General features: G+C 64.5%; 12 protein-coding genes and 2 pseudogenes. 5 read left to right on the forward strand and 9 right to left on the reverse strand.

What is annotated here, in order from left to right:
* Positions 1 to 41 precede the first annotated feature (41 nt).
* Positions 42 to 926 carry an SH3 domain-containing protein gene (locus AC0V8S_RS34260; RefSeq protein WP_179297791.1) on the forward strand — a complete coding sequence of 295 codons (885 nt, stop codon included), beginning with the start codon at positions 42 to 44 and terminating at the stop codon, positions 924 to 926.
* 30 nt (positions 927 to 956) lie between these two features.
* Here the strand turns inward: AC0V8S_RS34260 and AC0V8S_RS34265 are convergent, their stop codons facing one another.
* Entirely contained in the window at positions 957 to 2,261 is a 1,305-nt protein-coding gene (locus AC0V8S_RS34265; RefSeq protein WP_475436047.1) for a Mur ligase family protein, read from the reverse strand.
* 106 nt (positions 2,262 to 2,367) lie between these two features.
* A complete protein-coding gene (locus AC0V8S_RS34270; protein ID WP_475438754.1) occupies positions 2,368 to 3,114 on the reverse strand; it encodes an SDR family oxidoreductase in 747 nt (248 codons plus the stop codon).
* Positions 3,115 to 3,423: 309 nt separating this feature from the next.
* On the opposite strand from AC0V8S_RS34270, the gene zwf reads away from it, so the two are divergent.
* The 3 genes and pseudogenes from zwf (at position 3,424) to edd (ending at position 7,483) form a co-directional block, all read left to right on the forward strand.
* Entirely contained in the window at positions 3,424 to 4,893 is a 1,470-nt protein-coding gene (gene zwf / locus AC0V8S_RS34275; RefSeq protein WP_095198205.1) for a glucose-6-phosphate dehydrogenase, read from the forward strand.
* Positions 4,875 to 5,590 (forward strand): annotated as a pseudogene (pgl, locus tag AC0V8S_RS34280) (6-phosphogluconolactonase). Before zwf ends, pgl begins: the two are co-directional and overlap by 19 nt.
* 69 nt (positions 5,591 to 5,659) lie before the next feature.
* Positions 5,660 to 7,483: a phosphogluconate dehydratase gene (gene edd, locus AC0V8S_RS34285; protein ID WP_475436049.1), complete on the forward strand. Its 1,824-nt coding sequence runs from the start codon at positions 5,660 to 5,662 to the stop codon at positions 7,481 to 7,483.
* A 59-nt stretch (positions 7,484 to 7,542) separates the two neighbouring features.
* Here the strand turns inward: edd and AC0V8S_RS34290 are convergent, their stop codons facing one another.
* From AC0V8S_RS34290 to AC0V8S_RS34305, 4 genes are all read right to left on the reverse strand, one after another.
* Positions 7,543 to 9,216, reverse strand: coding sequence for a vWA domain-containing protein (locus tag AC0V8S_RS34290; RefSeq protein WP_475436051.1), 1,674 nt, complete (start codon positions 9,214 to 9,216; stop codon positions 7,543 to 7,545).
* Positions 9,217 to 9,387: 171 nt separating this feature from the next.
* Positions 9,388 to 10,407, reverse strand: a complete 1,020-nt coding sequence (locus tag AC0V8S_RS34295) for a GlxA family transcriptional regulator (protein WP_010914105.1) — start codon at positions 10,405 to 10,407, stop codon at positions 9,388 to 9,390.
* Positions 10,408 to 10,414: 7 nt separating this feature from the next.
* Positions 10,415 to 11,314, reverse strand: a complete 900-nt coding sequence (gene folD / locus AC0V8S_RS34300; protein WP_183456398.1) for a bifunctional methylenetetrahydrofolate dehydrogenase/methenyltetrahydrofolate cyclohydrolase FolD — start codon at positions 11,312 to 11,314, stop codon at positions 10,415 to 10,417.
* 183 nt (positions 11,315 to 11,497) lie between these two features.
* On the reverse strand, positions 11,498 to 14,050 hold the full coding sequence (locus AC0V8S_RS34305) for a GumC family protein (RefSeq protein WP_183456396.1): 2,553 nt from the start codon (positions 14,048 to 14,050) through the stop codon (positions 11,498 to 11,500).
* Between the two features lie 198 nt (positions 14,051 to 14,248).
* Between AC0V8S_RS34305 and AC0V8S_RS34310 the strand changes: the two are divergent.
* Positions 14,249 to 15,543: pseudogene (locus AC0V8S_RS34310) on the forward strand (lipopolysaccharide biosynthesis protein).
* Positions 15,544 to 15,697: 154 nt separating this feature from the next.
* On the opposite strand, the gene AC0V8S_RS34315 reads toward AC0V8S_RS34310, so the two are convergent.
* The 3 genes from AC0V8S_RS34315 to AC0V8S_RS34325 are packed head-to-tail and all read right to left on the reverse strand — an operon-like array spanning position 15,698 to position 18,581.
* Positions 15,698 to 16,621, reverse strand: a complete 924-nt coding sequence (locus AC0V8S_RS34315; protein WP_475436054.1) for a DUF6492 family protein — start codon at positions 16,619 to 16,621, stop codon at positions 15,698 to 15,700.
* Entirely contained in the window at positions 16,618 to 17,412 is a 795-nt protein-coding gene (locus AC0V8S_RS34320; RefSeq protein ID WP_475436056.1) for a WecB/TagA/CpsF family glycosyltransferase, read from the reverse strand. Before AC0V8S_RS34320 ends, AC0V8S_RS34315 begins: the two co-directional genes overlap by 4 nt.
* A complete protein-coding gene (locus tag AC0V8S_RS34325) occupies positions 17,409 to 18,581 on the reverse strand; it encodes a glycosyltransferase family 4 protein (RefSeq protein ID WP_475436058.1) in 1,173 nt (390 codons plus the stop codon). The genes AC0V8S_RS34320 and AC0V8S_RS34325 overlap by 4 nt, the downstream gene beginning before the upstream one ends.
* Between the last annotated feature and the right edge of the window lie 150 nt (positions 18,582 to 18,731).

An 18,731-nucleotide genomic window follows, 5' to 3' on the forward strand; every position in this document is an offset into this window, starting at 1 on the left:
CCGATCGAAAGAACATTGGCCCGCGTATGGAGGTGGCAAGAGTGAGAGAGCCCTTCAGTTTCGGTGCGCCGGAACGTCGGCGCTTTGCCATGCAGTTCGGATACGACATGCGGCCGTCCTTCTGGCAGGAAGTCCGTTCGAACTCGCATCTGGTGATTGCCGCGGTCGGTACCGCCGCGCTGCTTGGCGTGGCCGCGGTGGCGCTCTGGCTGGCCTTGCCGACGAGCGAGCGGCAAGCGGCCGCCAGCCAGGAACAAAGCATTCCGACCATTCCGGTGAAGACGACGAAGATCGTGCCTGCCGGAACGACGGTGGCCGCGGCGACCGTGCCGCAGCCCGCCCGCAAGTCCGACCAGGTCTCACCGACCGTGGCAGCGGCGAAAGCAAACATACAAGCGCTTGCCGCCAATAACCCCCGCTGGACCGAGGCACAGCCGAAGACCGCTTCGGCGGCACCTGATCCCAATCAAGCGGCTGGCCCCAATCAGGTGGCCACTCAGGCTGAGCCGGCGCCGGACAAGCCGGCTGTCGCGGCGGCATTCGCGCAATCGGCGACCAATACCGATGCCGCCAGCGAACTTGCCAAGGTTGCCGCGCCGGCACCGGCGGCAGGCAGCAATCCGGATGGCGCGCAGACCGCCGCGATACCCGAAGTGCAGCCGCAAACACCCGAACAACAGCCGGCGGCAACCGACGATGATGGTAGCAAGGCCAAGGCCAAGCCGCGCAAAGTGGCGGCGGCCGGCAATGGGCGCATCCTGAGAGCGGTGACCATGCGCAGCGGCCCGAAGAAGAACGCAGCCGCTATCGCCACTGTGCCGGCAAGGACTTCGGTGCAGGTGATGAGCTGTAAGCAATGGTGCCAGATCGTCTACAACGGCAAGACCGGCTGGATCTACAAGAGCTACATCAAGACCGGCGCCTGATGTGTCTGCGCATTTGCGGCTGGGGCCGGCCTATGACGGCCCGCCGCCGAACATGCGCCGCAAACGCTGCCACCGTCTGGCGCGCCTGCCTTGCCTGACATGGTCGCCATGCTGGTCGAACGGCACCTCATAGAGGCCGCAGGTGGCGCAGCCCTCCCGCTTGCCGCAGACGGGAATCCAACATTTGACGTCATGCGTCCAGGCGAGCGCGACGCGCTCTAGGTGAAGGTTTGAAGAGCTTTTGACGAGTATCAGTTCGCCCGGCACCGCCGTGCGCCTGATATGATCGGAAACTTCCTTCGGCGTGCTAAGCTCGACAAACCGGCCGCTGTCACGGTCAGCCTGCCCCGCTCCCGAGCGGTGTGCGTGGTCGCCGGTATAGATCACCTGGTCCGCAATCTCCCGCGCGGTTTGGTAGGCGGTGGCGTATTTCCTGTTCGAGCCGGAATAGTCCGAGATCTGGCCAAGCACGATGCGCTTTCGACCGACAGTGGCCTTTGCCACCATGTCCAAGGCAAGGTTGATCGAGTGCCAAGGCGCTTTTGCGGCATCGACGATGAAGTGCGGGCCACCGTCGGCGACGAGCACGGCACAGCGATTAACCAATGGTTGGAAAGTCGCCAACTCTGCGGCAACCTTGTCCGGCGGGACGCCGAGTTCGAGCGCCGTCGCAACGGCGGCCGCGGTCGGCAGCCAGAAATGTTCGCCCGGAAACAGCGTCTTGAGTTCAACCACGCCGCCGCGCCAGTGGATCGACAGCGTCAGCCGATCCGGATAGGCGGCGTGGATGTCGGTGACGCGATAGTCGGCCATTTCAGCCGTGCCGAAGGTGACGACACGGCATCCGGCGCCGGCAGCCATGCCGGCCACATGGGAATCGTCGGCGTTGAGGACGGCAAGACCGTCCGGCCGCAGCGCTTCGACCAAGGCGCGCTTTTCCCTGGCAACATTCTCCACGGTCCTGAAACTGGCAAAATGCTCAAGGCGAACCATGGTGACGACAGCCACATGCGGCCGCAGCATTTCCGCCATCGGCCGCAGGGTATCGACGCCGGAGGCCCCGGCTTCGAAAACGACATAGTCGACCTCACCCACTTGCCGCATGCGCTTGTAGAGCGTGCTGACCAGCGAGTTCATGGTGTTGGCGAGTACGCGTGAATAGGTCGGCCGATGGGCGGCCAGTATATGCCCAAGCAGCGCCGTGACGGTCGATTTCCCCGAACTGCCGGTGACGCCGATGAAGGTCGCCTTGCTTTTCGCCCGTGCGCGCCTGGCTCTGTAGATCTTGACGCGACGCTGCAGGTCTTCGCGAACCTTCCGCACTCTCGCGTTCATCGCGCCATCCGCCCTCTAGCTTCTGAAACACTAGGACATGAGACCTTCGAGTCAAATCCGAGTCGCGGCGCGGGCAAACCGACCGGCGTTGCAAAGACGATACCCCTCAGATGCAGCGGCCGCCATCGACCTCCAGCGCCACGCCGGTGATGAAGGCGGCTTCATCCGATGCCAGCCAGAGTGCGGCATTGGCGATATCGAGGGGGGTCGAAAGCCGGCCGAGCGGGATCGAGGCGCGGAATGTCTCGCGGATCTCGGGCGTGTCGGCGCCCATGAATTTCTCCAGCATACCGGTTTCGCCGGCGACCGGGCAAAGGCAATTGACCCGGATGTTCTTGGGCGCCAGCTCCACCGCCATCGATTTCGTGGCGGTGATCGCCCAGCCTTTCGAGGCGTTGTACCAGGTGAGGCCGGGCCGCGGCCTGAGTCCTGCGGTCGAGGCCGTAGTCAGGATGACGCCGCCGCCTTGCTGGTCCATGATCGGCACCACTGCAAGGGCTGCATGGTAGATCGCCTTCATGTTGACAGCGGTGATCAGGTCAAAAGTTTCTTCGTCGACCTTGAGCATGTCGCCATTGCGATGGGTGTAACCGGCATTGTTGACCATGATGTCGATGCGGCCGAAGGCGCTCTTGGCGGCATAGACCATTTCGTCGAATTCGGAGCGTAGCGAGACATCGGTCTGCGTCCAGATCGCGGCCTCGCCGATCTCGCCGGCGACGCGCTGGGCGCCCTTGGCATTGAGATCGGCGACAACCACCCTGGCGCCCTCTTGCGCAAAACGCTTGGCCATGCCCTCACCGAAGCCGGATGCCGCGCCGGTGATGATGGCGACCTTGTTTTCCAGACGCATGGCTTGCCCGCTCATCGATATCTTCCTGGAACCAATAAGGCGACTGACCAGCGCGGCCCATGCCGCGACTGACAACGCGCCATTTCTCCCTTAGCTTTCGTCACATTCACGTTCTATGCTGCAACTGCGAAAGCTTCCGGAGTCTTCGTCCACCGACAAGCCTCCCGCAAGCGCCAGTGTCAAGCGCACATGTGGACCCAATCAATATCCAGCGATTGGTCCTCGATGTGACACCATGGCACTGGAAAATTTAAATCGATTAGAATATATCAGCCGCGTACTCGCGACCGGCGTCAAAGCGGACAGACCATGACCAGCCAGATCATCCCCGTCGACCCTTTCGACTTCATCATTTTCGGCGGCACCGGCGACCTGTCGGAACGCAAGCTTCTGCCGTCGCTCTACTATCGCCAGCGCGACCATCAATTTTCCGAGCCGACACGCATCATCGGCACGTCGCGTTCGAAAATGAGCGACGAGGAATTCCGGGCCTTCGCCAGCCAGGCGATCTCCGACCACGTCAAGCCGGCCGACATCGACGCCAAGGAGCTGAAGACCTTCCTGGCGCGGCTTTCCTACGTCTCGGCCGATGCAACGAGCGGTGCCGGCTTCGACAAGTTGAAGAAGGCGATCGGCGAGAGCGAGAGCATCCGCGCCTTCTACCTGGCGGTGGCGCCGGCGCTGTTCGGCGATATCTCGCACAAGCTCAAAGAGCACAAGCTGATCACGCCGAACTCGCGCATCGTGCTGGAGAAGCCGATCGGCCGCGACCTTGCCTCGGCGCGGGCGCTCAACGATCTTGTCGGCGACGACTTCCACGAAAGCCAGATCTTCCGTATCGACCACTATCTCGGCAAGGAGACGGTGCAGAACCTGATGGCGCTGCGCTTTGCCAACGCGCTTTACGAGCCGCTGTGGAATTCCGCCCATATCGACCACGTGCAGATCACGGTGGCCGAGACGGTCGGCCTGGAAGACCGTGTCACCTATTACGACAAGGCCGGCGCGCTGCGCGACATGGTGCAGAACCACATGCTGCAGCTGCTCTGCCTCGTCGCCATGGAAGCGCCGTCGTCGATGGACGCCGACGCCGTGCGCGACGAGAAGCTCAAGGTGCTGCGGGCGCTGAAGCGCATCAACGGCAACGAGGCGCCGAAGCACACCGTGCGCGGCCAGTACCGCGCCGGCGCCTCTGCCGGCGGGCCGGTGAAAGGCTATGTCGAGGAGCTCGGCAAGGACAGCAACACCGAGACCTTCGTCGCCATCAAGGCCGAGATCGGCACCTGGCGCTGGGCGGGCGTTCCGTTCTACCTCAGGACCGGCAAGCGGCTGGCGACCCGGGTTTCGGAAATCGTCATCGAGTTCAAGCCGATCCCGCATTCGATCTTCGGCGACAGCGCCGGACCGATCTTCGCCAACCAGCTGGTCATCCGGCTGCAGCCCGACGAAGGCGTCAAGCAGTTCATCATGATCAAGGATCCAGGCCCGGGCGGCATGCGGCTGCGCCAGATCTCGCTCGACATGAGCTTCGCGCAGTCCTTCGACGGCCGTGCGCCCGATGCCTATGAACGGCTGATCATGGATGTCATCCGCGGCAACCAGACGCTGTTCATGCGCCGCGACGAAGTGGAAGCCGCCTGGAAATGGATCGACCCGATCCAGAATGCCTGGGAAGGCGCCAAGCAGGAAGCACAGGGCTATACGGCAGGAACCTGGGGGCCATCGGCCTCGATAGCGCTGATCGAACGTGACGGGCGGACATGGCACGAGAGCAATTGAACGGCGCCAGCTACAACTGGAACGCTTTCCCCGACCGTCCGCAACTGGCGGCAGCGCTGGCCGCCCGCGTGGCCGATCGCCTGACCAGGGCGATCGCCGAACGCGGCACGGCCGTGCTGGCCGTCTCCGGCGGCACGACGCCGGCCAAATTCTTTGCCGCGCTTTCGGCGGCGGCAATCGCCTGGGACAAGGTGATCGTAACGCTGGTCGACGAGCGTTTCGTGCCGGCCTCCTCGCCGCGTTCCAATGCCGGGCTGGTGGCCGCCAATCTGTTGCAGAACGCGGCCAAGGCGGCACGCTTCGTGCCGCTCTACCATGAGGCATCAGGCATCGAGGATGCGGCGGCGTCGGACGATGCCGCACTGCGCTCCCTGCCCTGGCCGCTCGATGTCGTGGTGCTCGGCATGGACCGGACGGCCACACCGCCTCGTTCTTTCCCGATGCCGATGATCTGGCCAAGCTGCTCGACCCCGCCTCGGACAGGATCATCCTGCCGGTTCATGCGGCCAGTGCGGGCGAGCCTCGGCTGACCCTGACGCTGGCGCGCATCATCGATGCCGGCTTCATCGCGCTGCACATAGAGGGCGAGGACAAGCGCACCGCCTTCGACGGCGCAGTCGCGCCCGGACCGCGAAAGCCGATCCGTGCCGTGCTGGACGCCGCCCCCAGGCCCGTAGAGGTTTTCTGGGCGCCCTGATTTTACGTTAGTGGTCCCGGCAACGGCGGGAGGATGTTTCCGGGACCTCGCCTGAAAGGACCGACCGCCATGACCGCAAGACGCGACATCGAAGCCATCACGGAGCGCATCCGCCAACGTTCGAAGGCTGGCCGCGAGCGCTATCTCGGCCGCATCGCTGAGGCGTCGAACCAGACCGCCAACCGGTCGGTTCTGTCCTGCGGCAACCTCGCCCACGGCTTTGCGGTGTGCAGCCCCTCGGAAAAACTGGCGCTCGGCGCCGACAAGGTGCCCAATCTCGGCATCATCACCTCCTACAACGACATGCTGTCGGCGCATCAGCCCTTCGAGACCTACCCTGCCGTGATCAAGGAAGCGGCGCGCGAGGCTGGCGGCATCGCCCAGGTAGCCGGCGGCGTGCCGGCGATGTGCGACGGCGTCACGCAGGGCCAGCCCGGCATGGAGCTGTCGCTGTTTTCGCGCGACGTGATCGCCATGTCGGCGGCGGTCGGCCTGTCGCATAATATGTTCGACGCCGCCGTGTTCCTCGGCGTCTGCGACAAGATCGTGCCGGGACTGGTGATCGCGGCACTCACCTTCGGCCATCTGCCGGCGGTGTTCATTCCGGCCGGACCGATGACGACCGGCCTGCCCAACGATGAGAAGGCCAAGGTTCGCCAGCTCTACGCCGAGGGCAAGGCGGGACGCGCCGAACTGTTGGAAGCCGAGTCCAAGTCCTACCATGGGCCGGGCACCTGCACCTTCTACGGCACGGCGAACTCCAACCAAATGCTGATGGAGATCATGGGCCTGCACACGCCGGGCGCATCCTTCGTCAATCCCGGCACGCCGCTGCGCGAGGCCTTGACCCGCGAGGCGACGAAGCGGGCGCTGGCGATCACCGCGCTCGGCAGCGCCTATACGCCGGTCGGGCGGATGATCGACGAGCGCTCGATCGTCAACGGCGTCGTCGGCCTGCACGCCACCGGCGGCTCGACCAACCACACCATCCACCTGATCGCGATGGCGGCGGCGGCCGGCATCGCACTGACCTGGCAGGATATTTCCGACCTCTCGGAAGCGGTGCCGCTCCTGGCGCGGGTCTATCCGAACGGGCTTGCCGACGTGAATCATTTCCATGCCGCCGGCGGGCTCGGCTTCCTGATCCGCGAATTGCTTGACGAAGGCGTCCTGCACGAGGATGTGCAGACGGTGTGGGGCGAAGGCCTGCGGCCTTACGCCGTCGAGGCAAAGCTCGGCGCAGATGGCTCCGTGGTGCGCGAGGCATCGCCGCAGGCCAGCGGTGACGAAAAGGTGCTGGCGCCGTTCCACAAGGCGTTCCAGCCGACGGGCGGCCTGAAAGTGCTGGCGGGCAATCTCGGCCATGCCGTCATCAAGACCTCCGCCGTCAAGCCGGAACGGCGCCTCATCGAGGCACCGGCCAAGGTGTTCGACAGCCAGCAGGGCCTGAATGATGCCTTCAAGGCGGGCACGCTGACCGGCGATTTCATCGCCGTCATCCGCTTCCAAGGGCCGAAGGCCAATGGCATGCCGGAACTGCACAAGCTGACCACCGTGCTCGGCATCCTGCAGGACCGTGGTCAGCGCGTCGCGCTGGTCACCGACGGGCGCATGTCGGGTGCCTCCGGCAAAGTGCCGGCGGCGATCCATGTGACACCGGAAGCAGTCGAGGACGGGCCGATCGCCAGGATCCATGACGGCGACATCATCCGCCTCGACGCCGATGCTGGAACGCTGGAGGTGTTTGTCTCGGCTCCTGAATTCGCGCTTCGCCGTACAGCGGAAGCCGATCTCATCGGCAATGAGTTCGGCTTTGGCCGCGAGCTTTTCGCCGGCTTCCGGCAGTTGGTGGGCCGTGCCGACCATGGCGCCAGCGCCTTCGGAACGGCTTGAGCTCTCTGATTTCCGAATGAAAAGGGCGGCCTTGAGCCGCCCTTTTGCCTGTCCTGATGCTACTGGACTTTGAGCTCACTCCGCTCGCCGGCCTTGACCGTGAAAGGGGTTTCCTTGTCGGCCTTGTCGGTGGTGAAATTGGTCACGAGCACATAGTCGCCCGCCGCCAGCGTGGTCTGCATCTTCTCTCCATAGGCGTAGGTCACCTGCTTGCGCTCGCCCTGGATATTCTTCTTGGCTTCAAAGATCTTGAAGCCGTCAGCGCCTGGCGCATCGACAGCCAGGACGCCGGCGTTCAGCGTCACGTTGACATCGGTCATCTGCCCGACCGTCACGCTAAAAGGCTGTTCCGTGGACACGGCCTGCACATCGACGCCCATCACATAGTCACCCGGAGGCAGATCGAACTGGCTGTCGGGTCCGTAAGCGTAGGTCACCTGATCGCGGGAGCCATCGAGCTTCTTGGCGGCCTTGTACACCTTCCAACCCACATCGGTTTCGGCCTTCTCACCGCCCTGGGTGTAGAAGGCGTTGGCCTTGGCCTTGCCGACGCCGACGATGATGTCCTTGTCGACGACCTGGCCGGCGACTAGTTGCATGGTCTCGCTTGCCTCGCCGGCCCCCAGCTTCACGGTAACCTTGGTCTCGCCGGCCGAGACGACGTAGTTGACCTCGCCGTAGTTGGCGTCGGACGTGCCGCCGGGATAGGCGATGCTGATCTGCGCATTGCGGTCGACTTCGGCCCCCGGCGCCGGCCGGGCGTGGATCGACAGCTCCGCGGCGTTTAGATTGAGCGCAAGCTCCGTTGCCTTGTCCGCCGTCAGCGTGACCTTCTGCTGCGCCTTGGCGGCACCACTCGAGGCGACGACGATGTAGTTGCCAGCGGGAACGTGGAATTTGACAGAGTTGTAGCCGTCGTTGACATGGTCTCCACCGACACCCTTGGCATCGTCCGGAAAGACCTCATAGTAGACGTCGATCTTCGGCACCTCGCCGCCCTCTTTCAAGAACGCTTGCGGGATGAGGTTGTAGTCGACCTCGGCCGCTTTCGGCGCAGGCGCCGGTGCTGGTTCGGGAGCCGGGGCTGGGGCCGGCGCAGGGGCTGGTGCGGGCGCAGCCACGGTCTCGACCAGCGCTTCCTGCAGCGCCTTCTCGTCCGAGGCCTGGATGTACTTGCCGCCGGTGTTGTCGGCGAGGCAGGCGATCTGCTTGCCTTCATCGGCGGTCAAGCCGAAGCCGACGACGTCGGCGGTGAAGTCGACGCCGGACGCTTCGAGTTCCTTGCCGAGCGCACAGGGGTCGCCACCGCAGGTTTCGAGCCCGTCGGTGATGAGGACGACGGTCGCCTTGTCCTCGGTGTATTTCAGCGCTTCGGCTGCCTGCTTGACCGCCGCCGTCAGCGGCGTCTTGCCGAGGAATTTCAGACTGTCAGCGGCATCCGTGATGGCGCTCGCCGAGCCCGCCTGGGGCGGCACGATCAGCTGGATGTCGTCGCAGCTGCCTTTTTCGCGATGGCCATAGGCCATGAAGCCGATCTCATCGTCGGCGGGAACCGATTGAAGCACGGTCCTCAGCGATTCCCTGGCGATTTCGAGCTTGGGCTTGCCGTCGATCTGCGCCCACATCGAGCCGGAAGCATCGAGAATGATGATGACCTTGTTTGCGGCAAAGCCGAACGTCGTCATGAAAAACAGGAGGATCGCCGCAGCGACGCCCCGCGCAAGTACCGCCATCGAAATCTCCTGAGTTAGCCCCCTCATCCGCATAGGGAAGCTATTTGACGCGACGTCAGGACACAAGCCCGGGCGCGCCGCCATGTCGCTCAGGTGTTTGAGCGGTGACAGAGTGTTCGTGCAGGAAGATCGCCCGCAGCGGGCGTCTCCGAGCCTAGAACGGAGTCCAGATCAATAGGTGGTGCGGCGCTCTTCCGAGGGCGGCCTGCCGAACTGCAGCCGGTAGCTCTGGGCAAAATAGGAATGCGAGGTGAAGCCGGTCGCGATCGCCACGTCGAGGATCGGCATGTTGGTCTGGCGCAGCAATTCGCGTGCCCGCTCCAGCCGCAACCGCATGTAATAACGGCCGGGCGTGACATTGAGGTGGCGCAGGAAGAGGCGCTCCACCTGGCGCACCGAAAGTCCGGCCGATTTGGCGAGCTGCACCGCCGAGAGCGGCTCGTCCAGGTGGTCGGCCATTAGTTCGACGATGCGCCTGAGCTTCTCCGACTTGCCGGTCAGGTCGCGCTCCGGCCCGACGCGCTGGCGGTCGCCGGCCGAGCGGATGCGCTCGTGCTGGAACTGGTTGGCGACGCCATTGGCGAGGTTCGAGCCGAAATCGCCACGCACGATCTCCAGCATCAGATCGATCGAGGTGGTGCCGCCGGCGCAGGTGTAGCGCTTGCGGTCGATCTCGAAGACATTGCCGGTGCAGTTGATGTCGGGGAAGCGCTCCATGAAGCCGGCGCGGTTTTCCCAATGGATGGTGCAGCGGTAACCGTCGAGCTGTCCGGCCTCGGCCAGCAGATAGGACCCGACCGACAGCGCGCCAAGCGCATTGCCGCGCCGGCCCCAGCTGCGCAAGGCCGCCAGAACCTTGCTCTTGCCGGGAAATTCGGTCGTCAGGCCGACCGAAACGAACAGGATGTCGACCGGCGGCAGGTCGGCGACGGCATAGTCGATCTTAAGCGGCAGGCCGTTGGATGCCATCACCGGATCGCCGTCGGCCGACACCGTGGTCCAGCCATAGAAATCGCGGCCGAGCAGGCGGTTCGCCGAACGGAAGGTGTCGATCGCGGCGGCGAGCGAGAACATGGAAAACTTGTCGACCAGCAGAAAGGCGAACTGCCGGCCACCTTGAACGGGATCTGTCGTGACCGGCCGTTCCGGGGAAATGGTGGGGTTCGGCAAAACTGGCGCTTTCAGGGTCAACCCGGGCTCAGAAGGAGGGCCGCTTCAATCCGGCCGCAAGGTAGGCAGAAGCTAACGTATTGGCCATCAGCATGGCAATGGTCATCGGCCCGACGCCGCCGGGCACCGGCGTGATGGCGCCGGCTTCCTTGGCCGCCTCGGCATAGGCGACATCGCCGACGAGGCGCGACTTGCCCTCGCCCTTCTCGGGCGCCGGAATGCGGTTGATGCCGACATCGATGACGGTGGCGCCGGGCTTCACCCAGTTCCCCTTGATCATCTCCGGCCGGCCGACGGCGGCGACAAGGATGTCGGCCGTGCGGGCAAGCGCCGGCAGGTCCTTCGTGCGGCTGTGGGCAATGGTGACGGTGCAGTTGGCGGCAAGCAGCAGGTTGGCCATCGGCTTGCCGACGATGTTGGAGCGGCCGACGACGACGGCGTTGAGGCCGGACAGGTCCTTGCCGCGCACGCGCTCGATCAGAAGCATCGAGCCGGCGGGCGTGCAGGGAACGAAGGCGGTGTCGAGTTCGCCGGTGCCGAGCTTGCCGACATTGATGAAATGGAAGCCGTCGACGTCCTTCTCCGGTGCGATCGTCTGGATGATCTTGCCGGCGTCGATATGGGCGGGCAGCGGCAGCTGCACCAGGATGCCGTTAACCCCCGGATCGGCGTTGAGGTCGCCGATGATCTTGAGCAGCGCCTCCTCGGAGGTCTCCGCCGGCAGCGTGTGCTGCAGCGAATGAAAGCCGCATTCCTTGGCGGTGCGCGACTTGGAAGCGACATAGACCTGGCTCGCCGGATCCTCGCCGACGATGACCACGGCCAGACCAGGCTTGGCCTTGCCCTTGGCGACCAGCTCGGCGGTCAGCGTCTTGACCGTCCGCACCACATCCTCGGCAACGCTCTTTCCGTCAATCACTTCGGCCATGAACCATCCTCAACACTGTTTCACCCAACGCCGCTTTCGCGAATAGAATGCCGCGGCGGCGGCACCATGCAGCGCGGCATTGTCACGAAAATTCCGGCACGCAATCCCGCCAAAGCGCCGTCCCATGCCGTTTACGCGAAAACCAGGATGGTTTTGTTCGGCCTCGGCGATGTATCTTGTGGCTCAGAAGTAGCGGCGGCGGGTGCGGCTCTCGGTGAGTTCGCGAACCGCCTCGCGGAATTCGCGCAGGCTGGCGCGAATTTCCTCTATCGGCGCCTGTTCGGCGCTTTCCTCGGCCGGCGAAGGCTCAGCCGGTGGCTGGGCTGGATAGGCCTGCGGTTGCGGCGGAGCGGGCTGCGGCGGATACGGCGTATGCCCAGCATAGGGCGCCGTGGCCTGGGCGTAGGGGCTGCCTGCCGGTGGCGCCTGCCATGGCTGCATCTGCGGATAGCCCGGCTGCTGCGCAGAGGGATAGGGCGGCGGCGGATAGAGCGGCAGCTGTGGCATCAGGGGCGACCGCGATGGCGGCCCCATCGGCTGGGAATAGGCGGCATCGAAGCCTGGCGGGAAAGGCGGCCGCGCATAGTCTGACGGCCGAGGCATGAAGGCGGACTCCGTGTTGGGGACACCCGAGGGCATGACAGCATCCGCCGGCTGCGTGTTTCCACTAAAGGCGGCGAACTCGTCGTCATCCGCCTCTGTGGAGGGTTTGCGGGATACGGCATTGCGCAGCTTTGCCATAAGCGCGGCGATGCGCCCGGGCCGTTCGACGGGAGCGGCTTTGGCCTGTACCACGGGCGGTGGTGGTGCAGGCGGAGGGGGTGGCGGCGCTGGAGGTACCGGTGCGGCCGGCATTGGCGGCGCGGGCGGCGGTGCTGCCCGGAATGCCTGCTCCTCGAGGGGCGCCTTGCGGTCGCGGCGCGAGCGCGATGTCGCGGTCTCGCGCAGGCTTTCATAGGCGCCGCGCATGGCGCCAAGGCCAACGCCAGAGGCAAAGCCGAGCAGCAGGCCTGCAAGTGCCATCAAGGCTCGCGACGGCCCCTTCGCCTCGAGCGGCGCGAAAGCCTTGGAGATCACATTCATGTTGGCGGTGTTGATGTCCTTCTGTTCGCCGGTCTCCTTGGCGCGCAGCAGGTACTGTTCGTAGACGGAGCGCTTGGCGGCGGCCTCACGCTCCAGTTCGCGCATCGACACCAGGTCGTTGTTGACGTCGCCACTACGCACCTTGAGCTGGGCAAGGCGGGAGGAGAGATCCTGCTCGAGTTGGACGGCGCGTTTCAGGTCGACCTGCAGCGAGGAGGCAATGCGGCGCAATTCGCCCGCGATGCGGTCGCGCGCGCCGGCGATCTGTGCGTTGAGCGCCTGGAGTTCGGGATGGCGCGGGCCAAGCCGGATGGCTGCGCGGTCCGCCTCCTGCTTGAGCGTCGCATATTGTGAGCGCAGATCGCTCATCGTGTTGGAGTTGATCTCTTCCGGCAAGGTGCCGGAGAGAACCGAATTGACGTCGATCGAGCGCGCCGAGGCCGCCCTTGCATTGAGCTCCAGCGTGCGGGCGCGGGCGACCGAGAGCTGCTCGTTGAGCTTCAGCATCTCGTCGTCGCTGATCAAATGGCCCTGTGCGTCGACAAGATCATGCGAGGCCCTGAACTCCTCGACCTTGCGCTCGGCCACCTCGACGCCTTTGCGCAGTTCATCGAGCCTTGCCGTCAGTTCGTCGGTTGCGCGGCCCGCCGTGTCGGACTGGATCTGACCAAAGGTCTGCAGAAACACATCTGTCATTGTGTTGGCGATGAGAGCCGATTTCTCGCCGTTCTGCGTGATCGCGCTGACAGTGATGACGAAGGTCTTGCCGCCGCGCTCGACCGACAGGCTTTCGGCCAGATTGCCGACGGCGAGCGCACGCCGGCGGACCTCGTCAGCGCCGCTCGGGCCATCCTGGTGCGGAAGAATCGAACGAATGAGAGACCTGATGCCAAACCCGCCGGCACCCTGGCCGTTGAACTCCGGATCGTTGCTCAGGTTGAGCTTGTCGACGACCTTGTTGAGGACAGTGCCCGAGGTCAGCACCCGGACCTGGTTTTCAACGATGGCGAGCGTGGCATCGGAAGCGACCACATTCTGGGTGAGGTCGCGGTCGGTGAGCTTGAGGTCGCGCGGATCGACGATCAGCTCGGCGGTGGCTTCATATTTCTTTGGCGTCGACAGCGCGATGGCGATGCCGAGCCCGGCACCGATCAGGGTGGTGGTGATGATCAGCAGCTTCGACCTGGCAATGCCGCGCACCACCTGCATCGGATCGATCAGCGGTTTCCATTGCTGGTCGTCCCTGCGATCGCCAGAGGATGTATCCGCTCCGCCCCTATGGCGGGATCCGGACGTGTCATGCGAGCGAGCGCTGCCGGAAGGCTCTTCAGCGGCCTGGCTTGAATACGGCATGGCCGGCGGCAGATCGCCGGCGTCGTCGTCATCCTGTGAGCGCCCAGCGCGATCCTGCGCGGGGGCTTCCGGCTCTGGCCGGAACCGCTCTGTTTCGGCGGCCGACGGATTTGGGTTTGCCCGCGCCTCACGCTGCGAGCGGGCAAGACGATGGCGCGTGGCGGCGTCCTCACGCCATGCCGAATCTGCCCGATCGCCTATCGAGACCAGGGATGGGTCGTCCTCACCGCGCATGGCCTGGCCGAGCGCCAGCAAGGAACGCTCGCGCCTCCAGTCTTCACGGTTTTCCCTGTCGACCATTGTCTTGGAGCTTTACTCTTTGGCCGCTGGGCAGCGGCGGTCGGCTATTCGTTAAGTCACGCTAAACAAGCATAGGAAACAAAAGGTTAATTTTGGCCGGCCGGCGGGTAAGCTTTTCATAACCTCAAGCGCTGGAATCTCGGCGCATCAAGGCTCCAGAACGGCACGTTAAGCTTTCCCGCCTATGGCTTCCCAGACATGACCGAAGCTCGCGGCATACCGCAAAGGCGGCCCCTCGCCCGGATCGGCACTTTCGTGGCCGAGCGACGGGGGTTGGTGCGCGACTATTTTTCCGCGATCAGCGGCGCCGGCGGGCGATTGGTGTTTTCGCTGGCCTATTTCATCGCGCTCGCCAACACGCTGTCCATCTCCGAATTCGGCATGTTCGCCACCGCTTCGGCGGCCGGCGTGATGCTGTCGCGGATCCTGGCCTTCGGTTTCATCTCGGCGCTCTATCGCACCGCCACCATCCGCCCCAATCTGATCGGCACCTTCACCGCCGGCTTCCTGCTGCTCGGCATCGTCTCGCTGCCGCTCTTGGCCGCGGCCTCGTTCGGCGTCTACCTGATCTTCTTCGCCGGCACCGTGCCGCTGTCGGTGTTTTCGGCGATCGTGTTTGCCGAAGCGCTGTTGTGGCGGCCGGTCGAGGTGGCGCTGATCGTCAACAACGGGCTGGCAGATTCGGCCGCGCCGCCATACTGGCGATCGTAGCAACGGCATTCCGGGCGCTTGGCGCGGTGCTGTTCATGGTCTCGGCGCAACACAGCATCTGGGCGTGGTCGTGGTTCTATATCGGCGCCAACGCCGCCTCATTGCTTTTGGCTTTCGGCTGGTTCTATCCGCGCCAAAGACTGCGGCTGCGCATCGAACTTTATCTCAGGCGGCTGGCCGATTCCCTCTACGTCGCCGGCGCCGAAATCCTGTTCTACCTGCAATCGGAATTCGACAAGCTGCTGGTGCTGGCGATCGGCGGCCCGCATCTGGCCGGCATCTATGCCATCATCATGCGGCTGGTCGACCTGACCGCGATCCCGATCCGCACCTTCTCGATGATGCTGGTGCAACGCATGATGCGCGCGCCGGACCTGTTGTCGCGGCTGACGGTCAAAAGCGGCATCGAGGGCGGCGTCTTCCTCGTTTCAACGCTGGCGCTGCTGGCGCTCGGCATCGTGCTGCATTTCTTCCCCAACGCGCTTGGCAGGAATGTCTCCGAGGCCGCGCCTCTGGTGGCGCTGGCGATCTGCGTTCCGGGACTGCGCAATCTGGTCGAATACCAGGCCGAGCTCCTCTTCGCGCGCGGCCAGACCCTGGTGCGGGCGATCAATCTCGGACTGCTCGCCGCGCTGAAGGCGCTGTTGCTGACCTATGTGCTGACCACCATCTCCGACACGTCGACGCTGGTGCTGTCGCTCAACATCGTCTTCCTGCTGCTCTATCTCGCCTCGATGCTGCTGACCTATTCAGCAATGCGCAAGCCGGCGAAAGCAATCTGAATTCAGGTGAGGCCGGCCTGCAAACGGCGGCGTCCTGCGCTTCCCCGTTCTACTGCGTCGCAGTAGAACTGAGCTCACGTACGAAAAGTACGCTCCACTCCGGTTCTCGGAAGCCACTATTTTCGGCTCGCCCTGACCTGAATTCCTGCGCCGGCTAAGCCAGCCCGATCAGGCGGCGGATGCGGCCGACATCGGTGCCGATGAAGGATTGCATGCCGATCGCCACCTGCTCCGGCGCCATGCCGGCAACGAAGCGGCGAAACTCGTCATCCGAAAGTGCTTCGCCGGTCCAGTGGACGCGGCAGAATTCGTCCGAACCGTGGAAATGGCCGGCGCCGTCCTGCACATCGTCGACATAGCGGCCATAGATCATGCATTCGGAGAATTTGCGCGCCTGGCCGACCACCTCGACCCAGTCGCGGCCATGCACCTTCTCGATCTGGCCGCACATGGCAAGCACAGTGTCGCGGCGCCAGGCGATCAGTGTCGAGATGTAATCGTGAACCGACGTCCGCGAGCGGTCGATGCCGAGTGCCGAACCTGCATTGCGCGACCAGATGCGATGTTCGTCGTGACCGTCATCCGCAAGCACGCCGTCGCGGCGGAAAAGCCGCGCCTTGCCGTCGCGCCAGAAGGCGGAGCAGTCGAACGCCTTGAGGAAAGCGACGTCGGAATCGCAGAAGACCAGAACGTCTTCCCTGGCGTGCGCTGCGATGGCGATACGGCGCAATTGCTGCACGTGCCAGCCGCGCAGCGGCTGCGTCCTCAGGCTGAGCCAGACACGTCGGCGAAACAGGCTGAGCGGATCGTCGAAAGCATGCAGCCAGCGCGGCAGCAGGTCACGCTCGTCGACAACGGTGCGCCGGTCTGTCTCCAACTGACGGAAAAGCGCGACGTCGCGATGTTCGACCAGGATGTAATGGTGCGCGGCACCGGACACATGCCGATCGAAGGTCTCGCACAACAGCCGGCAACGCTCGAAGTCCGGAGCATAGCTTGCCGTCACCACTGCTGCTGTCGGCGTCTTCGGCAACGGGCCCGGGCCGGTAAGGGCGTCTGGAACGAACCGCTTGTTCAACGGAGCTCTCCGGCCGTTTCGGCACCGCGCGACCATCTCTGCTTGACGACCCGCCACAGGAACACAGGATTGCCGACCACGTAACGGCGCCAGAGCCGGCCCGGCTCGACCGCCAGCCGGAACAGCCATTCCAGGCGCAGGCGGCGCATCCACAACGGCGCGCGCGGCACCGAGCCGCTCAGGAAATCGAGCAGCGCGCCGACCGCGACCGGCATGGTACAGTGGCGTTCGTCGATGTGGCGCGCGATCCACAGTTCCTGGCGCGGCACGCCCATGGCGACCAGCAGCATATCCGGCCGCAGCGCTGCGATCCGGCCGATGATCTCCGGCTCCTGTTCGGCGGAGAAATAGCCGTCATGAATGACCACGAAATTGTGCTGCACGGCAAGGGCGGCCAGCTTGACCGATGCCGCCTCGGCGTTGACGCGCGTCGCGCCGAGCAGCCCGACGGTCAGCGGCCGCGTCGAGGCCTGCAGGAAGGCCGGCACGAAGTCAGTGCCGTTGAGATTGTCTGGAAACGGCGCGCCATAGAGAATCTTGGCGGCGAGATCGACGCCGATGCCGTCCGGCAGGATGAGGAAATCGTCGAGCGCCTCGGCGAAGACCGGATCGGTCCGGGCGATGTTGGCATTGTGGGCGTTGAGAAAACTGACCTTGGTGAAGCGCCGCTCGGCGATCAGCCGGCTCAGCAGGGCGATGGCGTCATCCCAGCGGATGGCGAGCACCGAGATGCCGAGAATCGCCTTCAGGCTGTCGAGGCCGAACACGGCGCGGGCGGTGTGCATGTTCATGCAAACACCTCCTGCCTGACCATGCCTAGTTTTTCCAAGCCATGCCGGATGGCGGTATCGAGCGCCTTCATCTGCTGGCGATGGAATGCGCTGCCATCGACATCCCGCATATCGGCCGCCGCGGCCTCCAGTGCCCTGGCGAAATCAGCTGGATCGTCGGTGACGACGCAATTGTCGGGGCGATGGTCGATGCCGCGCAGCGAGCGGCTGGTGGCAACCGACGGCAGGCCGAGTTCGAAAGTCTCGATGGTCTTTAGCTGCACGCCGCTGCCGGCGGTGCTGATCAGCGGGATGACGGCCGCGCCGCACACGAAATCCCTGGCATCCGGGATCCGGCCGACAAATTGGACACCCGGATGCGCCGAGCTGACGCCGGAAGGCATGTGGCCGGCGATGCGGATGCGGAAATCCGGCCGCAAATGCGGCACCACCTTGCCCAGGAACCAGTCGAGGCCGATGCGGTTCGGCTGCCAGGTCCAGGTCCCGATCAAGGCAGCATCGCAGTCGATCCGGCGCTGGCCTTTCCGGGTCGGCGCTTTGGCGCCTGTCACCAGCGGCAGCACCGCCGAGCGGTCGGCGGCAGCGACGCCAAGTGCCGCGCGATCTTCCTCGGCCAGGGTGAAGACAAAGCGCGCACGGCGGCAGAGACGCTCTTCCATAACTTTGAGCAGCCTTGCCTCGCGACGGAACAGCAGGCGCTGGAAGAGGCCGCCGGCGGCAGCCGCGTTTTCACGCGCCGAGAGATGCTCGACATTGTGGGCGACGAAGATCGAAGGCTTGTCTTCGAAGAGCTTTTCGAAGGCACCGGCGAACTGTACGGAATTCAGCACATAGCCATCGAACGGTCCGACCTGTTCGATGGCGGCCTTCACATCGTGGTCGGAAACCGCGCGCAGCTTGACCGACGCGAAGGTGAGGCCTGAAAGCATCGCCTTGCCGACCCAGGCGAGTTTTTGCAGCGCGAAGGCACTTTCCGTGCGCACGTCGATGGCACCCAGCACCACGGTGTTTTCGGGGTCGGCCGCGGCTCTCCCGGGCCAGGTGAAGCCGATCACCGTGACGCGCGCGCCGGCGCGCCGCAAGGCGGCGATAATCGCAGCATTGGCGATCTCGTAGCCCGAGGCGAGAGCGCCGTCGGGCACGATCGATGTGGCGAACAGCAGATGCATCTCACCTATCCTGTGGTGTAGCCGGTAGCAAAGCGCGGTGAACCCTTGATTAAGCGAGTACAATCAACGGCCGAAAAGCCCCTGCCTGACGGGCCTCTCCGCGCAAGGTGATTAACGAAACCTTATCATCGTGGTGCTACCAGAGCGCGA

The organism is Mesorhizobium oxytropidicola (assembly GCF_056174625.1).

Bases quoted from the DNA above. Each gene is read 5' to 3' on its own strand.
- edd (WP_475436049.1), top strand. From the start codon at position 5,660: ATGACCGCAAGACGCGACATCGAAGCCATCACGGAGCGCATCCGCCAA.
- AC0V8S_RS34305 (WP_183456396.1), bottom strand. From the start codon at position 14,050: ATGGTCGACAGGGAAAACCGTGAAGACTGGAGGCGCGAGCGTTCCTTG.
- AC0V8S_RS34265 (WP_475436047.1), bottom strand. From the start codon at position 2,261: ATGAACGCGAGAGTGCGGAAGGTTCGCGAAGACCTGCAGCGTCGCGTC.
- AC0V8S_RS34290 (WP_475436051.1), bottom strand. From the start codon at position 9,216: ATGGCGGTACTTGCGCGGGGCGTCGCTGCGGCGATCCTCCTGTTTTTC.
- AC0V8S_RS34320 (WP_475436056.1), bottom strand. From the start codon at position 17,412: ATGAACATGCACACCGCCCGCGCCGTGTTCGGCCTCGACAGCCTGAAG.
- AC0V8S_RS34325 (WP_475436058.1), bottom strand. From the start codon at position 18,581: ATGCATCTGCTGTTCGCCACATCGATCGTGCCCGACGGCGCTCTCGCC.
- folD (WP_183456398.1), bottom strand. From the start codon at position 11,314: ATGGCCGAAGTGATTGACGGAAAGAGCGTTGCCGAGGATGTGGTGCGG.
- zwf (WP_095198205.1), top strand. From the start codon at position 3,424: ATGACCAGCCAGATCATCCCCGTCGACCCTTTCGACTTCATCATTTTC.
- AC0V8S_RS34270 (WP_475438754.1), bottom strand. From the start codon at position 3,114: ATGCGTCTGGAAAACAAGGTCGCCATCATCACCGGCGCGGCATCCGGC.